Origin of the sequence: Enterobacter sp. SM3, from assembly GCF_009811935.2 — a bacterium.
Taxonomy (GTDB): Bacteria; Pseudomonadota; Gammaproteobacteria; order Enterobacterales; family Enterobacteriaceae; genus Enterobacter; species Enterobacter asburiae_D.
Map to the genome: position 1 here is coordinate 1,633,155 of NZ_CP099971.1, position 19,560 is coordinate 1,652,714.

17 protein-coding genes are annotated in these 19,560 nt (G+C 54.3%); 10 read left to right on the plus strand and 7 right to left on the minus strand.

Annotation, left to right across the window (positions count from 1 at the left end):
- Window positions 1-237: 237 nt before the first annotated feature.
- Window positions 238-1,248, plus strand: coding sequence for a quinone-dependent dihydroorotate dehydrogenase (gene pyrD / locus GVO84_RS07530; RefSeq protein WP_032638810.1), 1,011 nt, complete (start codon window positions 238-240; stop codon window positions 1,246-1,248).
- Window positions 1,249-1,413: 165 nt separating this feature from the next.
- Window positions 1,414-1,956 carry a cell division protein ZapC gene (gene zapC, locus GVO84_RS07535; protein WP_023311020.1) on the plus strand — a complete coding sequence of 181 codons (543 nt, stop codon included), beginning with the start codon at window positions 1,414-1,416 and terminating at the stop codon, window positions 1,954-1,956.
- Here the strand turns inward: zapC and GVO84_RS07540 are convergent.
- On the minus strand, window positions 1,953-3,062 hold the full coding sequence (locus GVO84_RS07540) for a YcbX family protein (protein ID WP_159513787.1): 1,110 nt from the start codon (window positions 3,060-3,062) through the stop codon (window positions 1,953-1,955). The two genes, zapC and GVO84_RS07540, sit on opposite strands and share 4 nt — an antisense overlap.
- 98 nt (window positions 3,063-3,160) lie before the next feature.
- Here GVO84_RS07540 and rlmKL point away from each other — a divergent pair, with 98 nt between their 5' ends.
- The 6 genes from rlmKL (at window position 3,161) to rmf (ending at window position 11,087) form a co-directional block, all read left to right on the plus strand.
- Window positions 3,161-5,269, plus strand: a complete 2,109-nt coding sequence (rlmKL, locus tag GVO84_RS07545) for a bifunctional 23S rRNA (guanine(2069)-N(7))-methyltransferase RlmK/23S rRNA (guanine(2445)-N(2))-methyltransferase RlmL (protein WP_159513788.1) — start codon at window positions 3,161-3,163, stop codon at window positions 5,267-5,269.
- A gap of 12 nt (window positions 5,270-5,281) precedes the next feature.
- Window positions 5,282-7,189, plus strand: a complete 1,908-nt coding sequence (locus tag GVO84_RS07550; RefSeq protein ID WP_148242617.1) for an ABC transporter ATP-binding protein — start codon at window positions 5,282-5,284, stop codon at window positions 7,187-7,189.
- Between the two features lie 13 nt (window positions 7,190-7,202).
- A complete protein-coding gene (pqiA, locus tag GVO84_RS07555) occupies window positions 7,203-8,456 on the plus strand; it encodes a membrane integrity-associated transporter subunit PqiA (RefSeq protein ID WP_121425759.1) in 1,254 nt (417 codons plus the stop codon).
- A gap of 4 nt (window positions 8,457-8,460) precedes the next feature.
- A complete protein-coding gene (gene pqiB, locus GVO84_RS07560; protein WP_121425760.1) occupies window positions 8,461-10,101 on the plus strand; it encodes an intermembrane transport protein PqiB in 1,641 nt (546 codons plus the stop codon).
- Complete coding sequence (pqiC, locus tag GVO84_RS07565; protein ID WP_024907767.1) at window positions 10,098-10,664, plus strand: membrane integrity-associated transporter subunit PqiC; 567 nt, start codon at window positions 10,098-10,100, stop codon at window positions 10,662-10,664. Before pqiB ends, pqiC begins: the two co-directional genes overlap by 4 nt.
- 255 nt (window positions 10,665-10,919) lie before the next feature.
- Window positions 10,920-11,087: a ribosome modulation factor gene (gene rmf / locus GVO84_RS07570; protein WP_013097261.1), complete on the plus strand. Its 168-nt coding sequence runs from the start codon at window positions 10,920-10,922 to the stop codon at window positions 11,085-11,087.
- Window positions 11,088-11,158: 71 nt separating this feature from the next.
- Here rmf and fabA read toward each other — a convergent pair whose 3' ends face one another.
- Window positions 11,159-11,677, minus strand: coding sequence for a 3-hydroxyacyl-[acyl-carrier-protein] dehydratase FabA (gene fabA / locus GVO84_RS07575; protein WP_008499931.1), 519 nt, complete (start codon window positions 11,675-11,677; stop codon window positions 11,159-11,161).
- A gap of 68 nt (window positions 11,678-11,745) precedes the next feature.
- A complete protein-coding gene (locus tag GVO84_RS07580; protein WP_159513789.1) occupies window positions 11,746-13,506 on the minus strand; it encodes an AAA family ATPase in 1,761 nt (586 codons plus the stop codon).
- A 186-nt stretch (window positions 13,507-13,692) separates the two neighbouring features.
- On the opposite strand from GVO84_RS07580, the gene matP reads away from it, so the two are divergent.
- Window positions 13,693-14,145 carry a macrodomain Ter protein MatP gene (gene matP / locus GVO84_RS07585; protein ID WP_063143983.1) on the plus strand — a complete coding sequence of 151 codons (453 nt, stop codon included), beginning with the start codon at window positions 13,693-13,695 and terminating at the stop codon, window positions 14,143-14,145.
- A 63-nt stretch (window positions 14,146-14,208) separates the two neighbouring features.
- On the opposite strand, the gene ompA is transcribed toward matP, so the two are convergent.
- Together ompA and sulA are read right to left on the minus strand one after the other, a co-directional pair.
- Complete coding sequence (ompA, locus tag GVO84_RS07590) at window positions 14,209-15,264, minus strand: porin OmpA (RefSeq protein ID WP_023311028.1); 1,056 nt, start codon at window positions 15,262-15,264, stop codon at window positions 14,209-14,211.
- Window positions 15,265-15,618: 354 nt separating this feature from the next.
- Window positions 15,619-16,128 carry an SOS-induced cell division inhibitor SulA gene (gene sulA / locus GVO84_RS07595; protein WP_121425762.1) on the minus strand — a complete coding sequence of 170 codons (510 nt, stop codon included), beginning with the start codon at window positions 16,126-16,128 and terminating at the stop codon, window positions 15,619-15,621.
- A 217-nt stretch (window positions 16,129-16,345) separates the two neighbouring features.
- On the opposite strand from sulA, the gene GVO84_RS07600 reads away from it, so the two are divergent.
- Window positions 16,346-16,972: a TfoX/Sxy family DNA transformation protein gene (locus tag GVO84_RS07600; RefSeq protein WP_121425763.1), complete on the plus strand. Its 627-nt coding sequence runs from the start codon at window positions 16,346-16,348 to the stop codon at window positions 16,970-16,972.
- Here the strand turns inward: GVO84_RS07600 and yccS are convergent.
- On the minus strand, window positions 16,929-19,091 hold the full coding sequence (yccS, locus tag GVO84_RS07605; protein WP_159513790.1) for a YccS family putative transporter: 2,163 nt from the start codon (window positions 19,089-19,091) through the stop codon (window positions 16,929-16,931). The two genes, GVO84_RS07600 and yccS, sit on opposite strands and share 44 nt — an antisense overlap.
- 19 nt (window positions 19,092-19,110) lie before the next feature.
- Entirely contained in the window at window positions 19,111-19,557 is a 447-nt protein-coding gene (locus GVO84_RS07610) for a YccF domain-containing protein (RefSeq protein ID WP_023311032.1), read from the minus strand.
- Between the last annotated feature and the right edge of the window lie 3 nt (window positions 19,558-19,560).

Genomic DNA, 19,560 nt, shown 5'->3' on the forward strand with positions numbered 1-19,560 from the left:
ATAACCAATTGTTTGCTTTTATCTAAAATTCATAACAATTTTCAGGAGTGTGACACCGCGCGGTTATTCCACTAAATGATTTATCTGCAATTAAAATGCGAAAAAGTGCATAAGAAATAGACGGGAAGGTAAACGATTGCGTTTTACGCTGGTTTTTTGCCGCAGGTCAATTCCCTTTCGCGCGCGGATCGCCCATAATCCCCTCCCGGTTTGCACACCGGGAATCCAGGAGAGTTCATGTACTACCCCTTCGTTCGTAAAGCCCTTTTCCAGCTCGACCCTGAGCGCGCTCATGAATTTACATTCCAGCAATTACGTCGTATTACCGGAACGCCTCTGGCCGCTCTGGTGCGTCAGAATGTGCCGGAAAAACCTGTGCAGTGCATGGGTCTGACCTTTAAAAATCCGCTGGGTCTGGCGGCGGGTCTGGACAAAAATGGCGAGTGCATTGATGCCCTGGGCGCGATGGGCTTTGGCTCCATTGAAATCGGTACCGTCACACCGCGCCCGCAGCCGGGAAATGACAAGCCGCGCTTGTTCCGCCTGGTTGAAGCCGAAGGGCTGATCAACCGCATGGGCTTTAATAACCTCGGTGTTGATCACCTGGTGGAGAACGTAAAAAAAGCCCATTTTGACGGGATATTAGGCATTAATATCGGCAAAAATAAAGACACGCCGGTAGAGCAGGGTAAAGATGACTATCTGATTTGTATGGAAAAAGTCTACGCCTATGCCGGTTATATTGCGGTGAATATTTCTTCACCCAATACCCCGGGGCTGCGTTCCTTACAATATGGCGAAGCGCTTGACGATCTTCTGAGTGCCATTAAAAATAAGCAAAATGAACTCCAGACGATCCACCATAAATATGTTCCGGTCGCGGTTAAGATCGCCCCGGATCTTTCTGCCGAAGAATTGATCCAGGTTGCCGACAGTTTAGTTCGCCATAATATTGATGGTGTGATTGCAACCAATACCACCCTCGATCGCTCCCTCGTGCAGGGAATGAAAAACTGTGACGAAGCGGGTGGGTTAAGTGGACGTCCGGTACAATTAAAAAGCACCGAAATTATTCGCGCCCTGTCTGCGGAATTAAAAGGGCGTCTGCCGATTATTGGCGTCGGCGGCATTGACTCAGTGATAGCTGCACGCGAGAAGATGGCGGCGGGTGCGTCACTGGTGCAAATCTATTCCGGCTTTATTTTTAAAGGACCACCGCTGATTAAAGAAATCGTTACTCATATCTAATCTTTTCTCTTAATCAGACAACCAGGGCTTTATTTCCAGCCCTGGTTGTTTTATATTCCGTCACTGTTGCTTATTTAGACATTATAGTCTTTTATTAATGGTGTTATAAACGAAGCGGCGATCAGGACAATTTTAGTACAGGACGTTTGGGGACGGGAGAGACACATGCGAATTAAACCTGACGATAACTGGCGCTGGTATTTTTGCGACGAGCATGACCGAATGATGCTCGACTTAGCCAATGGCATGTTGTTTCGTTCTCGTTTTGCCCGCCGAATGTTAACCCCGGACGCGTTTTCCCCGTCGGGCTTTTGCGTTGACGATGCGGCGCTTTATTTCTCTTTTGAAGAAAAATGCCGCGATCTGGTGCTCTCGAAAGAGCAGCGCGCCGAGCTGGTATTAAATGCGCTGGTGGCTATCCGCTTCCTGAAACCGCAAATGCCAAAAAGCTGGCATTTTCTTGCGCACGGTATGAGCTGGACCCCGGCAACGGGTGATGCGGCCAGCGTCAATCTGAGCGATACCGCAGAAGAGGTGAGCCTGCTGGTGGTTGAGCCTGGCGAAAATGCTGCGCTCTGCCTGCTGGCACAGCCCGGCGTAACCATTGCCGGGCGGACGATGCAGCTTGGCGATGCCATTAAAGTGATGAACGACAGGCTGAAGCCGCAGCTGCGCGTCGATTCCTTCAGCCTCGAACAGGCGGTTTAAGCTTCCAGCTGTACGGACGTTTTCGGTATGCAGCTACAGCACAGAATTGTGCCGTCATTTCCAATTGCCGATTTTTTCAGCGCACTGACCTCTCCATCCACCAGCTTGATGCGGCAGCATCCGCAAATGCCTGCGCGACAGGAATAGGGTACGCGAATACCTGCCTGCTCCAGTTGCTCCAGTAATACCTGCTGGTTGTTGCCACGGATGACGTTGCCCTGCCAGTGAATATCTACCGCCGAGGCAACATTCGTCACAACGTCGACCATTTCTTCTTCCTGACCTGAGCCGTACACTCTTGCAGGCCCGCGGGCAAGGATCTCTACCTCATCACCGACGCGGATTGCGCCGCTGGAGCGCGGGATCAGGTTCTGGCCGAAATCCACATCGCCGCTGTCCTGCGCGGTGCGGAACGACTGCAGCGTCTTCAGCGGTTCACCGGAAGGGTGCTTCTGGCCTTTCTCTGGACTCACCGTGGTGAAAATGCAGCGGCTGCAGGGTTTAACGACATCAAAGATGACGTTGCCGATGCGGATCACCTTCCAGGTATCTTCGTCCCAGGCGTCGACCCCCGTCACCACCAGGTTCGGACGGAACTGTTCCATCTGAACGCTCGCTTTGCAGCGGTTTTGTAAATCGCGCAGCGAAGCTTCGTTGGTCAGCAGGAACGGGAAGCCATCGGCGAAGGAGAGGGGAACGGCGTCATGGCGCTTCACGCGACGCGTCGGTTCAGGCCCAACCCAGCGCAACTGTACGTCGCGGGAGAAGAAAGCGCTCAGCCAGCGGTTAATTTCATCCGGGGCGATGCGCGCGGTAAAATGATTGCCCCACACTTCCGTTGGCGCATCGACAGGCGCAAAATCAGCAAAGCGAATGACCGCGCTGGAGCCGTCCGGCGCGGTCAGGTGCAAACCGTCATGAAGCGGGGAAGGGGTAAAGCGAACCATCTGCGGGAACTGGCGTGCGGTAATGAACGTGCCGTCAGGCTCGGTGACCATAAAAATACGATCGAAGGCGAATCCGCTCATGTCGGCCAGCGCGTGAGAGACGCCGATGCCGCGCATGGATTTCACCGGATGGATAAAAAGCCTGGATAACGTCGCCACTGCACACTCCCACAAATGAAAATAAGCCTTCAACTTTATGACATACACGCCATATTAGCTATAATGCGCGACAATTTTCTAAGAGTAAAAGTGACGATATGAATTCTCTGTTTGCCAGTACGGCCCGTGGGCTGGAAGAGCTGTTAAAAACTGAACTGGAAAGCCTGGGCGCACAAGAGTGCCAGGTGGTTCAGGGTGGTGTCCATTTTGAGGGCGACACGCGGCTTATTTACCAGAGCCTGATGTGGAGCCGTCTGGCGTCGCGCATCATGCTGCCGATGAAGGAGTGCAAGGTCTATAGCGACCTGGACCTCTATACCGGCGTACAGATGATCGACTGGACAGAGATCTTCACGCCAAATGCCACCTTTGCGGTGCATTTCAACGGCGTGAACGACGAGATCCGCAACAGCCAGTACGGTGCCCTGCGCGTAAAAGACGCCATTGTGGACTGCTTCACGCGTAAAAATAAGGAACGCCCGAACGTCGATCGCGAAAATCCGGATCTGCGTATTAACGTCTGGCTGAACGGCGACACGGCGAGTATTTCTCTCGATCTGAGCGGCGCGGGCCTGCACCTGCGCGGCTACCGCGATCGTACCGGTATGGCGCCAATTAAAGAAACGCTGGCTGCCGCCATCGTCATGCGCTCCGGCTGGCAGCCGGGCACGCCGCTGCTCGATCCGATGTGTGGTTCCGGTACGCTGCTGATTGAAGCGGCTATGCTGGCAACCGACCGCGCGCCGGGCCTGCATCGCGGCCACTGGGGCTTTAAAGGCTGGGCGCAGCACGACGAAGCGATCTGGAAAGAGGTTAAAGACGACGCGCAGACCCGCGCGCGCAAAGGTCTGGCAGAGTACACCTCCCACTTCTACGGCTCGGACAGCGACCCGCGCGTCATTGAACGCGCACGCAGCAACGCCCGTCGCGGCGGTATCGGCGAGCTGGTCACCTTCGAGGTGAAAGATGTGGCGAACCTGACTAACCCACTGCCAAAAGGCCCGTACGGTACCGTGATCAGCAACCCGCCATACGGCGAGCGTCTGGACAGCGAGCCGGCGCTGATTGCCCTGCACAGCCTGCTGGGCCGCAATATGAAGGACTACTTCGGCGGCTGGAACCTGTCTCTGTTTAGCGCCTCGCCGGAGCTGCTGAGCTGTCTCCAGCTGCGTGCCGATCGCCAGTTTAAGGCGAAAAATGGCCCGCTGGACTGCGTGCAGAAAAACTACCATCTGGCGGAGAAAGCGGCGGACAGCAAGCCATCCGCCGTGGCGGAAGATTACGCCAACCGCCTGCGCAAAAACCTGAAGAAATATGAGAAGTGGGCGAAGCAGGAAGGGATTGAATGCTACCGCCTGTACGACGCCGACCTGCCGGAGTACAACGTGGCGGTTGACCGCTACGCGGACTGGGTGGTGATTCAGGAATATGCGCCACCGAAAACCGTCGATGCGCAAAAAGCGCGTCAGCGCATGCTGGACGTCATTGCGGCGACCATCGCCGTGCTCGGCATCACGCCGAACAAGCTGGTGCTGAAAACCCGTGAGCGCCAGAAAGGGAAAAACCAGTACCAGAAGATGAATGAGAAGGGCGATTTTATCGAAGTGGGCGAGTACAACGCCCGCCTGTGGGTAAACCTGACCGACTATCTGGATACCGGTCTGTTCCTTGACCACCGTATCGCCCGTCGCATGCTGGGCCAGATGAGCAAGGGCAAAGATTTCCTCAACCTGTTCTCCTATACCGGCAGCGCGAGCGTGCATGCGGGTCTGGGCGGCGCGCGGAGCACCACCACGGTGGATATGTCCCGCACCTATCTGGAATGGGCGGAGCGCAACCTGCGACTTAACGGTTTAACCGGACGTCAGCATCGCCTGATGCAGGCCGACGTGCTGGGCTGGCTGCGTGATACCGACGAGCAGTTCGATCTGATCTTTATCGATCCGCCGACCTTCTCCAACTCCAAGCGTATGGAAGACAGCTTTGACGTACAGCGCGATCACCTGCGCCTGATGACCGACCTGAAGCGCCTGCTGCGCAAGGGCGGTACCATTATGTTCTCGAACAACAAACGCGGCTTCCGTATGGATCATGACGGTTTAGCAGCCCTGGGACTGAAAGCACAAGAAATCAGCCAAAAAACGCTGTCTCAGGACTTTGCCCGCAACCGTCAAATTCATAACTGCTGGTTGATTACCGCGGTCTGAAAGGAAAAATAAATGTCATTAATTAGCATGCACGGCGCGTGGCTCTCTTTTAGCGATGCGCCACTTCTCGATGATACTGAACTGCATATTGAAGACAACGAACGCGTCTGTCTTGTAGGCCGTAACGGCGCGGGTAAATCCACGCTGATGAAAATCCTCAACCGTGAACAGGGCCTGGATGACGGGCGCATTGTTTACGAACAGGATCTGATTGTTTCCCGTCTGCAGCAGGACCCTCCTCGTAACGTGGCGGGTACCGTTTATGATTTCGTTGCAGAAGGGATTTCTGAGCAGGCTGAATACCTGAAGGGCTATCACGAAATTTCACATCTGGTGATGACCGACCCAAGTGAAAAAAATCTCAATGAGATGGCACGCCTGCAGGAGCTTCTGGATCATCACGGTCTGTGGCAGCTTGAAAGCCGTATCACCGAAGTGCTGGATCAGTTAGGTCTGGATGCGGATATGGAGCTGTCGGCGCTCTCCGGCGGCTGGCTGCGTAAAGCGGCGCTCGGCCGCGCGCTGGTCAGCGGCCCGAAGGTGCTGTTGCTGGATGAACCGACCAACCACCTGGATATCGAAGCGATTGACTGGCTGGAAGGGTTCCTGAAGACCTTTAACGGCACCATTATTTTCATCTCACACGACCGTTCGTTTATCCGCAACATGGCGACGCGTATTGTCGATCTCGATCGCGGCAAGCTGGTCACCTATCCTGGCGACTACGATACCTATCTGCTGGAAAAAGAAGAAAACCTGCGCGTGGAAGAGCTGCAAAATGCGGAGTTTGACCGCAAGCTGGCACAGGAAGAGGTCTGGATCCGTCAGGGTATCAAAGCCCGCCGTACCCGTAACGAAGGCCGCGTGCGTGCCCTGAAGGCGATGCGTAACGAGCGTAGCGCTCGCCGTGAAGTGATGGGAAGTGCGAAGATGCAGGTCGAAGAGGCATCCCGCTCCGGTAAGATTGTCTTTGAAATGGAAAATGTCGATTACCAGGTTGATGGAAAAGTTCTGGTGAAAGACTTCTCCGCTCAGGTGCAGCGTGGCGATAAAATTGCCCTCATTGGCCCGAACGGCTGTGGTAAAACCACGCTGCTCAAGCTGATGCTCGGTCAGCTGCAGGCTGACAGCGGCCGTGTTCACTGCGGGACTAAGCTGGAAGTCGCCTATTTTGACCAGCACCGTGCAGAGCTGGATCCAGACAGAACGGTAATGGATAACCTTGCTGAAGGTAAGCAAGAGGTGATGGTTAACGGTAAACCGCGCCACGTGCTGGGCTATCTGCAGGACTTCCTGTTCCATCCGAAACGTGCAATGACCCCGGTGCGTGCGCTATCTGGCGGAGAGCGTAATCGTCTTCTGCTGGCGCGTTTGTTCCTGAAACCAAGTAACCTGTTGATTCTCGATGAACCAACGAACGACCTGGATGTCGAAACGCTGGAACTGCTCGAAGAGCTGATCGACGGTTATCAGGGCACCGTGATGCTGGTCAGCCACGATCGTCAGTTCGTTGATAACACCGTGACCGAATGCTGGATCTTCGAAGGTGAAGGGCGAATTGGACAATACGTAGGCGGTTATCACGACGCAAAAGGGCAGCAATCGCAGTCTCTGGCGCAGAAACAGTCAAAGTCCAAAACAAGTTCTGAACCTGCTGTAACAAAAGCAGAAACTGTCAAGAAAACCTCGGCTAAACTGAGTTATAACCTGCAGCGCGAACTGGAGGGGCTACCTCAGCGTCTGGAAGAACTGGAGGCCGCGCTTGAGGATCTGCAAAAACAGGTTGCTGATGCGTCATTCTTTAGCCAATCGCATGACTATACTCAGAAAGTACTGTCCGAACTGTCCGCGGCTGAAAAAGCCCTGGAAGAAGCATTTGAGCGCTGGGAGTACCTTGAGTCTCTGAAGAACGGCGCATAAACAGGGATAACATATGTGTGACCAGCACCATGCCGACAGGCATATTTTATGCTCGCAATGCGATATGCTCGTGGCGTTGCCAGAGCTTGGTCACGGAGATAAAGCCCTGTGTCCACGTTGCGGTGCGACGTTGACAACCGAGTGGGACGCGCCGCGGCAGCGTCCCACTGCTTACGCTCTGGCAGCACTGTTCATGCTGCTGCTCTCCAATCTCTTCCCCTTCATCTATATGAAGGTGGGGGGGATAACCAGCCAGGTGGATTTGCTTGAAATCCCGGGCGTGATGTTCTCGGAAGATTACGCCAGCCTCGGCACCTTTTTTCTCCTGTTTGTCCAGATAGTCCCGGCGTTGTGCCTGGTCGTCATCCTTTTGCTGGTGAACCGCGTCAGGATGCCGATATCCCTGAAAATCCGGCTTGCGCGTATCCTTTTTCAGCTTAAAAGCTGGGGCATGGCCGAAATCTTTCTGGCGGGCATTCTGGTCAGCTTCGTGAAGCTGATGGCGTACGGCGATGTGGGGATCGGCAGCAGCTTTATTCCGTGGTGCCTTTACTGTGTCCTGCAGCTGCGGGCATTTCAATGCGTGGACAGACGCTGGGCGTGGGATGATATCGCCCCGGCACCGACGCTTGCGCAGACGGTGAAGGTCGGCGTGCCCGGTATTCGTCAGGGGCTGCGTTCTTGCCCATGCTGCACCGCCGTGCTGCCCGCCGATCTCGACGTTTGTCCACGCTGCGAAACGAAAGGTCACGTACGCCGTAAAAATAGCCTGCAGTGGACGATGGCGCTGCTGGTCACGTCCATCATGCTGTATCTGCCCGCCAATATTCTGCCGATCATGATCACCGATTTGCTCGGCGACAAAATGCCCTCCACGATCCTGGCCGGGGTGATATTGCTCTGGGGTGAAGGTTCTTATCCGGTTGCTGGCGTCATCTTTATCGCCAGTATTATGGTGCCAACCTTAAAAATGATCGCTATCGCCTGGCTTTGCTGGGATGCGAAAGGTCATGGGAAACGCGACAGCGAGCGCATGCACCTGATTTATGAAGTGGTCGAGTTTGTCGGACGCTGGTCAATGATTGACGTGTTTGTCATCGCCGTTCTCTCTGCGCTGGTGCGGATGGGCGGTTTGATGAGTATTTATCCCGCGATGGGGGCTTTAATGTTTGCACTGGTTGTGATTATGACCATGTTTGCGGCCATGACCTTCGACCCTCGTTTATCGTGGGATCGTGAGCCTGAATCAAGCCATGAGGAAGAGTAAGAGCATGGAAAATAAGAGTGGAGAGGCGAAAGTGCAGAAGGTCAAAAACTGGTCTCCGGTGTGGATTTTCCCCATCGTGACCGCGCTGATCGGTGCATGGATCCTGTTTTATCATTACAGCCATCAGGGACCGGAAGTCACGCTGATAACCACCAATGCCGAGGGGATTGAGGGCGGTAAAACGACCATCAAAAGCCGTAGCGTGGACGTGGGCGTGGTCGAAAGCGCAACCCTGACCGACGATTTAACCCATGTGGAGATTAAGGCGCGCCTTAATGCCGGCATGGAAAAACTGCTGCATGGCGATTCCGTTTTCTGGGTGGTTAAACCGCAGGTGGGGCGCGAAGGGATCAGCGGCTTAGGGACGCTGCTCTCAGGGGCTTACATCGAACTGCAGCCGGGCGCAAAAGGCAACCAGCCGGCGCAATACCAGCTTCTGGATTCACCGCCACTTGCGCCGCCTGATGCCAAGGGTATACGCGTGATCCTCGACAGCAAAAAAGCGGGCCAGCTTACGGCGGGTGACCCGGTACTGTTCCGCGGCTACCGCGTGGGGTCGGTGGAGAAAAGTACGTTCGATCCTCAGAAAAGAGCCATCAGCTATCAGCTGTTCATCAATGCGCCTAACGATCGTCTGGTCACCAGTAACGTTCGCTTCTGGAAGGACAGTGGCATCGCGGTGGATCTGACCTCGGCAGGCATGCGCGTTGAAATGGGCTCGCTGACAACCCTCTTTGGCGGCGGCGTGAGTTTTGACGTGCCGGAAGGGCTTGACCTCGGGCAGCCGGTGGCGGAGAACACCGCTTTCCGCCTGTTCGACGATCAAAAAAGCATTCAGGATGCGCTCTACACCGATCACGTTGACTTCCTGATGTTCTTCAAAGATTCCGTCCGCGGTCTGCAGCCGGGGGCGCCTGTTGAGTTCCGCGGCATTCGCCTCGGTACGGTTGGACAAGTGCCGTTCTTTGTGCCTGGCCTGCAGCAGGTGCTGGATGATGATTACCGTATACCGGTGCTGATTCGTATTGAACCCGAACGCCTGATCAACCAGATTGGCGAGAATCAGGATATTGCCACCCATATCAGTCAACTGATGGAACGCGGTCTGCGCGGGTCGCTGAAGACGGGTAACCTGGTGACCGGTGCGCTGTATGTGGATATGGACTTCTACCCGAAAGCACCGCCGATTACCGGTATTCGTGAATTTGGTGGCTATAAGATCATCCCAACGGTGAGCAGCGGTCTGGCTCAGATCCAGCAGCGCCTGATGGAGACGCTGGATAAGATCAACAATCTGCCGCTGAATCCGATGATTGAAGCGGCGACAGGTTCATTGCATCAAAGCCAGGCGACAATGCAACGCCTGCAGACCACGCTGGATAATATCAATAAGATCACTGCCAGCCAGAGTATGCAGCAGCTGCCGCAGGACATGCAGAAAACGCTGCGTGAGCTGAACCGCAGTATGCAGGGCTTCCAGCCGGGCTCTGCGGCCTACAATAAGATGGTGGCAGATATGCAGCGTCTTGATCAGGTCTTACGTGAACTGCAGCCGGTGCTGAAAACGCTCAACGAGAAGAGCAATGCGCTGGTGTTCGAAGCGAAAGATAAAAAGGATCCTGAGCCGAAGAGGGCAAAAGAATGAAAAAGTGGCTATTGATGGTTGGCGCTCTGCTGTTAACGGCGTGCAGTTCAGGGGTAGATAATAAAAGCTACTATCAGCTGCCTGTGGCTACCCACAGCGGTGGGCAAAGCACAGCCAGCCAGGGAAACCGTCAGCTGTGGGTTGAGCAGGTTGCGGTGCCGGATTATCTGGCAGGAAACGGGGTGGTCTATCAGACCAGCGACGTTAAATACGTGATTGCGACGAACAACCTGTGGGCCAGCCCGCTCGATCAGCAGCTGCGCAACACGCTGGTGGCCAATCTCGGCAGCCAGCTTCCCGGTTGGGTTGTCGCGTCGCAGCCGCTGGGTAACGACCAGGATACGCTGAACGTCACGGTAACGGGCTTCCACGGCCGTTACGACGGTGCGGTGGTGATCAGCGGGGAGTGGTTGCTGAACCATCAGGGGCAACTGATTAAGCGTCCTTTCCATCTGGAACTGAAGCAGCAGAAAGATGGCTATGACGAAATGGTGAAAGTCCTGGCTCAGGGTTGGGCACAGGAGTCGGCCAGCATCGCGAGAGAAATTTCCCGGCTGCCATAAGTAAAATTCATCATCAAAAACCGCAGTTGGCCCGTTGCTGATTGCGGTTTTTTTTCGTTTTCTCTTCAGTTTGTTACTTGTGCCACGTCACAATTTTTGTACAAATGAACTTCCAGGTAGCTCACAAATATGACACCCGTATGAATTTTGAACATTGACGCTGCGACTAATTCGGGGTATTCGTTATCTGTGCCTGTGCATTTAGTGCAGACACTGTTTTCTTTCCACCAGACAAAAGAATGAGGGAAACGAGGCATGAAGAGACAGAAACGAGATCGCCTGGAACGGGCTCATCAACGTGGTTATCAGGCTGGCATCGCTGGACGTTCTAAAGAAATGTGTCCTTATCAGACGATAAATCAAAGGTCACAATGGCTTGGAGGCTGGCGAGAAGCCATCGGCGACAGGGCACTCATAGCCTGATAACGTCTCTTTCAAAAAAGAAACCTCCGCAATGCGGAGGTTTCGCCTTTCTGGAGGTGCGAAAAGCACAATCAGAACGCGGAAGTGTCCTGGAACAGGCCAACTTTCAGGTCGCTTGCGCTATAGATCAGACGGCCGTCTACCAGCACTTCGCCATCTGCCAGGCCCATAATCAGGCGGCGGTTAACGATGCGCTTGAAGTGAATACGATAGGTCACTTTCTTCGCTGTAGGCAGAACCTGGCCAGTGAATTTGACTTCGCCCACGCCCAGCGCGCGGCCTTTACCTTCGCCGCCCAGCCAGCCCAGATAGAAACCAACCAGCTGCCACATGGCATCCAGGCCCAGACAGCCAGGCATTACCGGATCGCCAATAAAGTGGCAACCGAAGAACCACAGGTCCGGGTTGATATCGAGTTCTGCTTCTACGTAACCCTTATCGAAGTTGCCGCCGGTTTCGGTCATTTTCACGACACGGTCCATCATCAGCATGTTAGGGGCCGGTAACTGTGGGCCTTTTGCGCCAAACAGTTCGCCGCGACCAGAGGCAAGAAGATCTTCTTTTGTATAGGATTCGCGTTTATCTACCATGTTCTCAGTAAGCCTTATTTTAGTGAAGGACGCAGGATAGCTAACACGTGTACGCTGAACAAGTCCGATCAGTTCGAACTAAACCAGCCCAGCCAGCGTAACGGCCATGGATAACGATGACGAGCATCCTGCTGCGTCGCCTGAGCAATGCGCTCCTGGATGGTCTGCATCAGGGTGGTTTGCCCTTCGCCATCCCAAACCAGATTTGTCAGTAAGGTTAGCGCATCCTCAATCCCTTCGATGGCCCAGATGGTGAACTGCTCTTGCTCAACCGCATCCAGAATGTCCTGACTGAGGCTCAAATGGCGTGCGTTGGGAGCAGGAATAATCACACCCTGTTTGCCGTTTAAACCGCGCTGCTGACAGATAGAGAAGAAGCCTTCAATCTTTTCGTTGAGGCCTCCCACTGGCTGGGCACGACCAAACTGGTCCACCGAACCGGTGATCGCGATGTTCTGATTGATGGGCACTTCCGCCAGGGCGCTGATTAGGGCACACAGCTCGGCCATAGAGGCGCTGTCGCCATCCACTTCGCTGTAGGACTGCTCAAACGTCAGCGAGGCGGAGAAGGGGATCTGTTGCTCAAGCTGCAGCTCTGACATCAAAAACGCCTGCATGATCATCATGCCTTTCGCGTGAATGTTGCCGCCCAGCTCGGCTTTCCGTTCGATATCGGTGAACTCGCCATCGCCAATGTGGACAACGCAGCTGATACGGGACGGTTCCCCAAATGCGCGCGGATGGCCGGGAAATTCAATCACCGACAGGGCGTTGATCTGCCCGATGCGTTCGCCTTCGGTCTCCACCAGAATTTGTTCCAGCAGAATTTCATCCTGCATACGGTCGGCAAGGTAGCCTTCTCGCCACTCACGCTGAGCCAGCATCTGAGTGAGCTGTTCACCGGTGAACGCTCCGTCACCGCTGATAGCACCCACTTCACGCAGCTGTTTACCGATCCAGAGCGGGCAAAGCGGCAGCGTTTCCTGATCACCGGTGTAGCGCACCGCTTCGCGGATTAAGCCCGGCCACGCGTCAGCCGCAGGGGTTGGTAGCGCAAAACGTTCAGCAACGGCCATCACCCACTGGCACCACTGTGCCATATCGTCGGCATCAGCAATCTGGATGTTGTCTTCGTATTCGCTATACACCGCCTGCTCAGCGAGTTCCGGCTCCATTTCCTGGAAGTCCGCCAGCGATTCACGGTCGCCCGTCAGCACGACGGTTAGCGACAGCGGCATAGACGGAACGGAGACAGGCAGAGGACGAGACTCATCGTAGCCCACCCAGTCGAAACGCTGCTGGTGCACGATGGTTTTCAGACGCATCCACAGCAGCGGCTGCGAGAGAAGGGTACGCAGTGAGATGATGAGAACACCGCCATTTGCGCGATGTACCAGCCCCGGCTGCAGCGAAAGTTCACCGTTAAACTGGCGCAGACAACCAAAGAGCTGTTCCGCCTCGGCCCAGTTCGCGGTAATCACTTCACCCTTAGCGGCAAAACGACCATCGGCCTGCGTCGCCAGTTCGAAAGTGACATCATGTCCCGCAATACGATACTGGCCACCAAAAACTGCGTTCGCTTCCGGCTTCAGCTGACGTACGGCATCTCCGAGCAGCGTCAGGTACTCCGCTTCTTCCGGGGCCTTGAGCAGCATGAAGGGCGCTGTTGCCCATGGGCTTAACACCTGCTCCAGCGCATAATGCAAACGAGGCTGCGTATCGCTAAGGATGAATTCGTGTTCTTTTGCGAGTTCGGGCTGTGCAAACAGTTCCTGGTAACTTTCGGTATCCGGAACAAGGTCACGCCATGCAAGTTTCGTAATGGTCAAAGTTGATGTTTTTTAGTCAGATGTAAAAGCGTGGAGTATACCGTAAGCGGGGGGCTGTACCCAAGCAGGATTGGGTATTTCGACAGGGCGATTGGCTGCATTCACTCACAGGATATGATTTCTTTTCAGCAGATTGCTAAAAAACTGATATTCTGAACAGAGTTACGTGGTAACACTGAGATCGCAATGAAATATCAACAACTGGAAAATCTCGAAAGCGGCTGGAAATGGAAGTACCTGGTCAAAAAGCACCGTGAAGGGGAGCTGATCACCTGCTACATCGAAGCCAGCGCTGCGCAAGAAGCCGTGGATATTTTGCTGACCCTCGAAAATGAACCGGTACAGGTTAACAGCTGGATTGAGAAACACATCAATCCCGCGTTGTTAAACCGGATGAAGCAAACTATCCGCGCGCGACGCAAACGGCACTTTAATGCTGAGCATCAACACACTCGCAAAAAATCAATCGACCTGGAGTTCGTTGTCTGGCAACGCCTGGCCGGGCTGGCACAACGACGGGGCAAAACGCTTTCGGAAACCATCGTGCAGCTGATTGAGGATGCCGAACATAAAGAGAAGTACGCCAATCAGATGTCGACGCTGAAGAACGACCTTCAGGCTCTGTTGGGTAAAAAGTAGATTTTTCTTTTCTGCAGACAATAAAAAACCCCGCATGGCGGGGTTTTTTTATAAGACGATAACTTATGCCGCTGGCTGAGTTACAACGTCTTTGATGCCTTTAACTTCGATCTCTACGCGACGATCTGGAGCCAGGCAGTCGATCAGTGCAGCGCGAGCTTTCACGTTGTCACAGGTGTTGCCAGTAACTGGGTTAGATTCGCCCATACCACGTGGGGAGATCTTGTTAGCTGGGATACCTTTAGAGATCAGGTAATCAACAACAGACTGAGCACGTTTCTCAGACAGTTTCTGGTTGTAAGCGTCAGAACCGATACGGTCGGTGAAGCCCAGAACCACTACAGAACCGTCTTTAGGATCCAGGTTGCTCAGCTGGGTGTACAGCTGATCCAGTGCCTGCTGGCCTTCTGGTTTCAGAGTCGCTTTGTTGAAGTTGAACAGAACGTCAGACTTCAGAGTGAAGTGCTTGGTCTGTACTTCTGGAGCTGGAGCTGGCGCTGGAGCAACAACTGGTGCTGCTTCTTCCTGCTGGCCGAAACGGTAGGAAACACCTACGCTCAGCATGCCGTTGTCTGGACGAACACCAACGGTGTTGCCGTCGCCGATGTTGTTAACCCACTGGTATTCCAGACGGGTAGCGATGTCACGGGTCATAGCCCACTCAACGCCACCAGCGAATACTGGGGAAACACCGGTGTCATGGTTGTCACCAGAGATGTTGTTGCTGGAGTCTGCGCGCCATACCATGCCGCCCAGACGGGTGTACACGTCCAGATCGTCAGTGATTGGGTAGCCCAGTTTAGCGGTCAGCTGAACGCCCTGTGCTTTGAAAGCGCCGTTGATGGTGTCGCCTTTGTATGGCATACGACCTAACCAGTCGTAACCCATTTCAAAACCAACATACGGGTTAACCTGATAGCCACCGAACGCACCTGCACCAAGCTGGCTCTCGTGAGTTGGGCCATCATTGTTCAGGCTGCTGTTGTACCAGCCGGTGTCGTGGAACTGAGACCAGCCCAGTTTACCACCTGCATACCAGGTATTATCTTTCGGAGCGGCCTGCGCTACGGTAGCGAAGCCAGCCAGTGCCACTGCAATCGCGATAGCTGTCTTTTTCATTTTTTGCGCCTCGTTATCATCCAAAATTCGCCATGAAAGTCTCAGGAGAGAATCACGGTTAAATCCTTCACCGGGGGGCGTGGTCAAATATAAATCTACCGATATCTTCGGCTTAGGCCGAGCACCCCTGGCGATGTAAAGTCTACAACGTAGCTGAAAACTTACAAGTGTGAAGTCCGTCAGGCATATGAAAAAAAAAGTTCCGTATACCGATTATTTAACATTTTTCGAACGAATTTTGTGCAATAAAATTAAGGAGAACCGCACCAGACAAGCCTTGCCGCAATTTTCAGTCAGGGAACTTTAATGCCATCTTGTAGTCAAAAAAAATTCCAGGAAAAATCTTAATTTCACTCAATGATACAAATTCGAGTGAATTTTTAGCCCAGAAAGTTGTCCTCTGCGGTAAGAATCCGATCGAACCGGACGCATAATGAACCCGATCGCATTCCCTTCTTCAGCTGCTTCTGTCAGACGGAAATGTTCCTCTTCCGTCAATTCTTCCGGTAACCATCCAATCACCACGCTGTAATTTCCGGTGCGTAACGCGCGGATCATCGACTCCACGGTATCGCACGGCGAGAGCTGATTAATTTGCATGACCTTGGTGAGCGGAAGGCCTGCGGACTGAACCCACTCACGGCTCAGTTTTTGCTGAGGGGTGAGCCAAAGCTGCCAGCGTGATTGCTGACCAAGCTGTTGCAATAATGGCAACAGCAGAAGTTGCGTCAACAGGGGCTGGTCTTCACGATAAACCACTTCACTGATAAGCCCCGTGGAAACACGCTCGACGGAATTCTGCGCGACATTGCCTGCGGTAGAAGAGAGAGAAGTTGAGCGATTTGCATAGCCTGAAGTGTGCATATTCATTCCAGCCCTGTAGTTACTGTATGGATATACAGTAACCCCTGAATGCATAAAGATCAACCTCATTTTCGGAAAGCGACTCGCAAAATTCATTCAATCTTGATGCCCCTCGTAAAATCATCTTGCTCAACGGCGATAAGTTGCCTATTTTCCTGCTAACGGATCCGCTAGTAAGAAATTTCGTTGTTACGTTATGATTTTTAAGGGAAATATCATGAAAAAGATATCTTATGAACGGATTTATAAATCCCAGGAATACCTCTCCCCGTTGGGCGAGATACATCATCGCGCGCTGTTTGGAGGCTACACCCTGGCGGTGGATGATGCGGTTTTTGCCATGGTGTCCGATGGCGAGCTTTATCTTCGCGCCTGTGAGGAGAGTGCGAAATACTGTGTAAAGAATGCCTCTTCATTTTTGACGTTGATGAAGCGAGGCCGCCCGGTGCTGCTCAACTATTATCGTGTGGATGACGGATTATGGCAGGACAGGGAGCGGTTGCTTCAGCTCTCCTCGTTTGCGCTCAGTGCGGCAAGAAAAGAACGCTATCAACGCCATCAGCGAAACCGACTCAAGGATCTGCCAAACCTGACCTTTCAGCTTGAAGTCTTGCTCTTTGAAGCAGGCATTACCAACGAGGAAACGCTGCGGGAGCTGGGTGCCAGAGCGAGCTGGCTAAAGATGCGGGCAAAAAACAAAGCGCTCAGTATTAAAGTTCTCTTTGCGCTGGAAGGGGCAATCGAAGGGCTGCATGAGGCGGCACTCCCGGCTGGCATTCGCCGGGAGCTGACGGAGTGGTTTAATGCGCTGCCTGAGCCACAGGAGAATCACTCCTCCAGGTAGCGATTTGCTGTTGCAGCCGGCAAATTTCAGGCAGCAGAGCGATAAGCAGGCCTATCTGCTGAAGAACCAGCGGCGCTTTGCTGTCGTTTCCTGGGTCAAGATGCGCAATGCGTTGAGCCAGTTCATCCAGTGCCTGTTGAACGCGGGGCTCATCGGCTGGACGGTGATGAAGCGCATCATCAACATAGCAGACGGCGTCATCGAGCAGGTTGAGAATACCCGGGTTGGTGAGTTTCTCACGGTGGGCACCCAGCGTCGAAATATAGCTGGTGAACGTATGGTTCAGGCAGAGCAGGCGGAACGCGGTCTCACGGATCTCCGCCGTGGCGCGAGGCTCCGTAGACATGTTAGAGACAACGGAGGCCAGTTCTGCATCACTGTTGTGCGCGTCGCGACGTGCTATCCGGTAAGCCAGGCGGTTATCGCGCCCCTGGTGGTACTGCTCCAGGATAGCGTCAAGGTATCGACAGTTGGCGTTCATCGCCCTGTCTACCACGCGCGGCAAATTGCGGAAACGCCAGTCCGGCCAGATAAAGCTGACCGCGGCCCAGGCAATCGCGCAGCCAATCAGGGTATCGATCACGCGGGGCAGGGCGACTTCAAACCCTTCACCCAGCAGGTTAAAGCAGAGCAGCACCAGCAGCGTGATGAACATGGTGGCGTGAGCATACTGCACGTTGCGAAACGCAAAGAACAGCACGCCGGTGATCACGATCAGAATCAGTTGACCTTCAATGGAGGGCACAAAATAGAGCACCGGAAGGCCGATCGCGACGCCAACCAGCGTGCCGATAATACGCAGCGCAAGGCGGTGTCGGGTGGCGTTATAGTTCGGCTGGCAGACGAACAGGCTGGTCAGCAGGATCCAGTAGCCGTGGTGCAGCCCGGTTATCTGAATAAAGGCATAACCCACGCACAGCACCAGCGACATTCTCACCGCGTGGCGAAAGAGAGCTGACTCCGGCGTAAAGTTGCGGCTCAGCCGTAGCCACATATCGCTAACGCTGTGCACGCTGTCATCAGCAAGCTGGTTTTCCACCTCACTGCCCGGCAGCGCCATCGCCTGTTCGGACTCAATTGTCGCCAGTTGAGCATCAATCGCCCGCAGGTTGTTCAGCAGAAAGCCCAGCGCTTTGATGTGCTCCGGTGACGTTCCGCTGGCCTGAACGCGGTCGAGCGCCGCATCAAGGTGGCTGAATACGCGTTCAAAGCGGGGATCATGCTGATAGGGCGTGCGCAGCAGAATGGAGCGTGAGAGCTGCTGGCACGCCTGGGACTGCATGGACAGCAGGCGCTGGAAGCGGAACATGACGTCGCTGTAGCGGAACTTCTCGCGCAGGGCAGCATACTGAACGTGTGAAGAGCTGGCGCGTTCATGAATATCCTGGGCGGCAAAATAGTAGTGTAAGGTCCTTCGGGTTCCGCGCTGGCCGCGATCGCCGCGCAGACGGGTAAGCAGAGAGGCTTTTGTCTGGTTAAGGGTGGCGACCAGCTGGCCGTTTGCCAGCGCCAGATCGTAGAGCGGAGCCTGGCTTTCTTCCTCGATATCCGGGTCGAACAGCCGGGATTTCAGTTCCAGATAGTGGGCTAGCTGCTCAAAGCTGCGGGCAAGGTTATCCTGCAGAGGGCGAACCGGGAAGATCAGATGACCGGTTAGCGTCAGCAGGTTATACCAGATGGCGCCCAGCAACAGCAGAACCGGCTGCTGGTACCACTGGTCGTACAGGGAAACGCCCAGCATGGTGTAGATGGCGATCAGCAATGCACCAAAAGCGATGGTGGCATAGCGCTGTCCGAGGCCGCCCAGCAAAATAAACCCGCTGGTTGAGAGCGTAAGGCCCAGGGCAAACAGCCAGGGCCACGGGAAAAGCAGCTCAACGGACGCTGACGCAATGAAAAAGCAGACAAGCGTAATGACCAGGTTACGTAAACGCCCGGCCAGCCGATCGTCCAGGTCCGCCAGCGCCCCGGCCACCACCCCCAGCGTGAGTGGAATGGTGAGCTTGACATCATTCAGCCACCAGGGCAGGGCAACCGTGCCGCAAAGCGCGATAAATATCCTGACGTTGTATAGCCAGGTGCTGTTCCAGGTATAACGGCGAAGCAGTGGGCTTAGCATAAACGCGGCCGGTCCTTATTTACTGAAAACGACGACGAGCGTTTGCTTCACGCGCCGCCTGGGCCACTTCTACCGGAACAACCCTGCGGCCGACGGGCCAAAGGGCGATGGCGGCGATCTTAAAGTTCGCGATCCCCACCGGAATGCCAATAATCGTGATGCACTGTGCAATACCGGCAAAAATATGCATGATGCACAGCCACCAGCCGAAGAAAATCAGCCACAGAATGTTCAGCAGGGTTCCGCCCGTATTCATCAGGGCGTTTTTGCTCTCCGGATTCAGCTCGTCAACGTGGATGGCTTCATTCCCGTAGGGGATTAAGGAGAGTTTTGTGATTTCCCAGCAGGAACGGGTCAGGGGAAGCGTGAAAATCAGGACGATGCTCACCAGCGTGGCAAAAAGCCAGGAAAGGGTGGTGGCAAAACCGCCCAGCACAAAATTCAACACATTCAGAACGGTACGCATAAA

What these genes read in the sequence shown, in the direction of transcription:
- ompA (WP_023311028.1), bottom strand. Translation starts at nt 15,264, where the DNA reads ATGAAAAAGACAGCTATCGCGATTGCAGTGGCACTGGCTGGCTTCGCT.
- rmf (WP_013097261.1), top strand. Translation starts at nt 10,920, where the DNA reads ATGAAGAGACAGAAACGAGATCGCCTGGAACGGGCTCATCAACGTGGT.
- pqiA (WP_121425759.1), top strand. Translation starts at nt 7,203, where the DNA reads ATGTGTGACCAGCACCATGCCGACAGGCATATTTTATGCTCGCAATGC.
- pyrD (WP_032638810.1), top strand. Translation starts at nt 238, where the DNA reads ATGTACTACCCCTTCGTTCGTAAAGCCCTTTTCCAGCTCGACCCTGAG.
- GVO84_RS07600 (WP_121425763.1), top strand. Translation starts at nt 16,346, where the DNA reads ATGAAAAAGATATCTTATGAACGGATTTATAAATCCCAGGAATACCTC.
- pqiB (WP_121425760.1), top strand. Translation starts at nt 8,461, where the DNA reads ATGGAAAATAAGAGTGGAGAGGCGAAAGTGCAGAAGGTCAAAAACTGG.
- GVO84_RS07550 (WP_148242617.1), top strand. Translation starts at nt 5,282, where the DNA reads ATGTCATTAATTAGCATGCACGGCGCGTGGCTCTCTTTTAGCGATGCG.
- matP (WP_063143983.1), top strand. Translation starts at nt 13,693, where the DNA reads ATGAAATATCAACAACTGGAAAATCTCGAAAGCGGCTGGAAATGGAAG.
- yccS (WP_159513790.1), bottom strand. Translation starts at nt 19,091, where the DNA reads ATGCTAAGCCCACTGCTTCGCCGTTATACCTGGAACAGCACCTGGCTA.
- pqiC (WP_024907767.1), top strand. Translation starts at nt 10,098, where the DNA reads ATGAAAAAGTGGCTATTGATGGTTGGCGCTCTGCTGTTAACGGCGTGC.
- fabA (WP_008499931.1), bottom strand. Translation starts at nt 11,677, where the DNA reads ATGGTAGATAAACGCGAATCCTATACAAAAGAAGATCTTCTTGCCTCT.
- GVO84_RS07610 (WP_023311032.1), bottom strand. Translation starts at nt 19,557, where the DNA reads ATGCGTACCGTTCTGAATGTGTTGAATTTTGTGCTGGGCGGTTTTGCC.
- rlmKL (WP_159513788.1), top strand. Translation starts at nt 3,161, where the DNA reads ATGAATTCTCTGTTTGCCAGTACGGCCCGTGGGCTGGAAGAGCTGTTA.
- zapC (WP_023311020.1), top strand. Translation starts at nt 1,414, where the DNA reads ATGCGAATTAAACCTGACGATAACTGGCGCTGGTATTTTTGCGACGAG.
- sulA (WP_121425762.1), bottom strand. Translation starts at nt 16,128, where the DNA reads ATGCACACTTCAGGCTATGCAAATCGCTCAACTTCTCTCTCTTCTACC.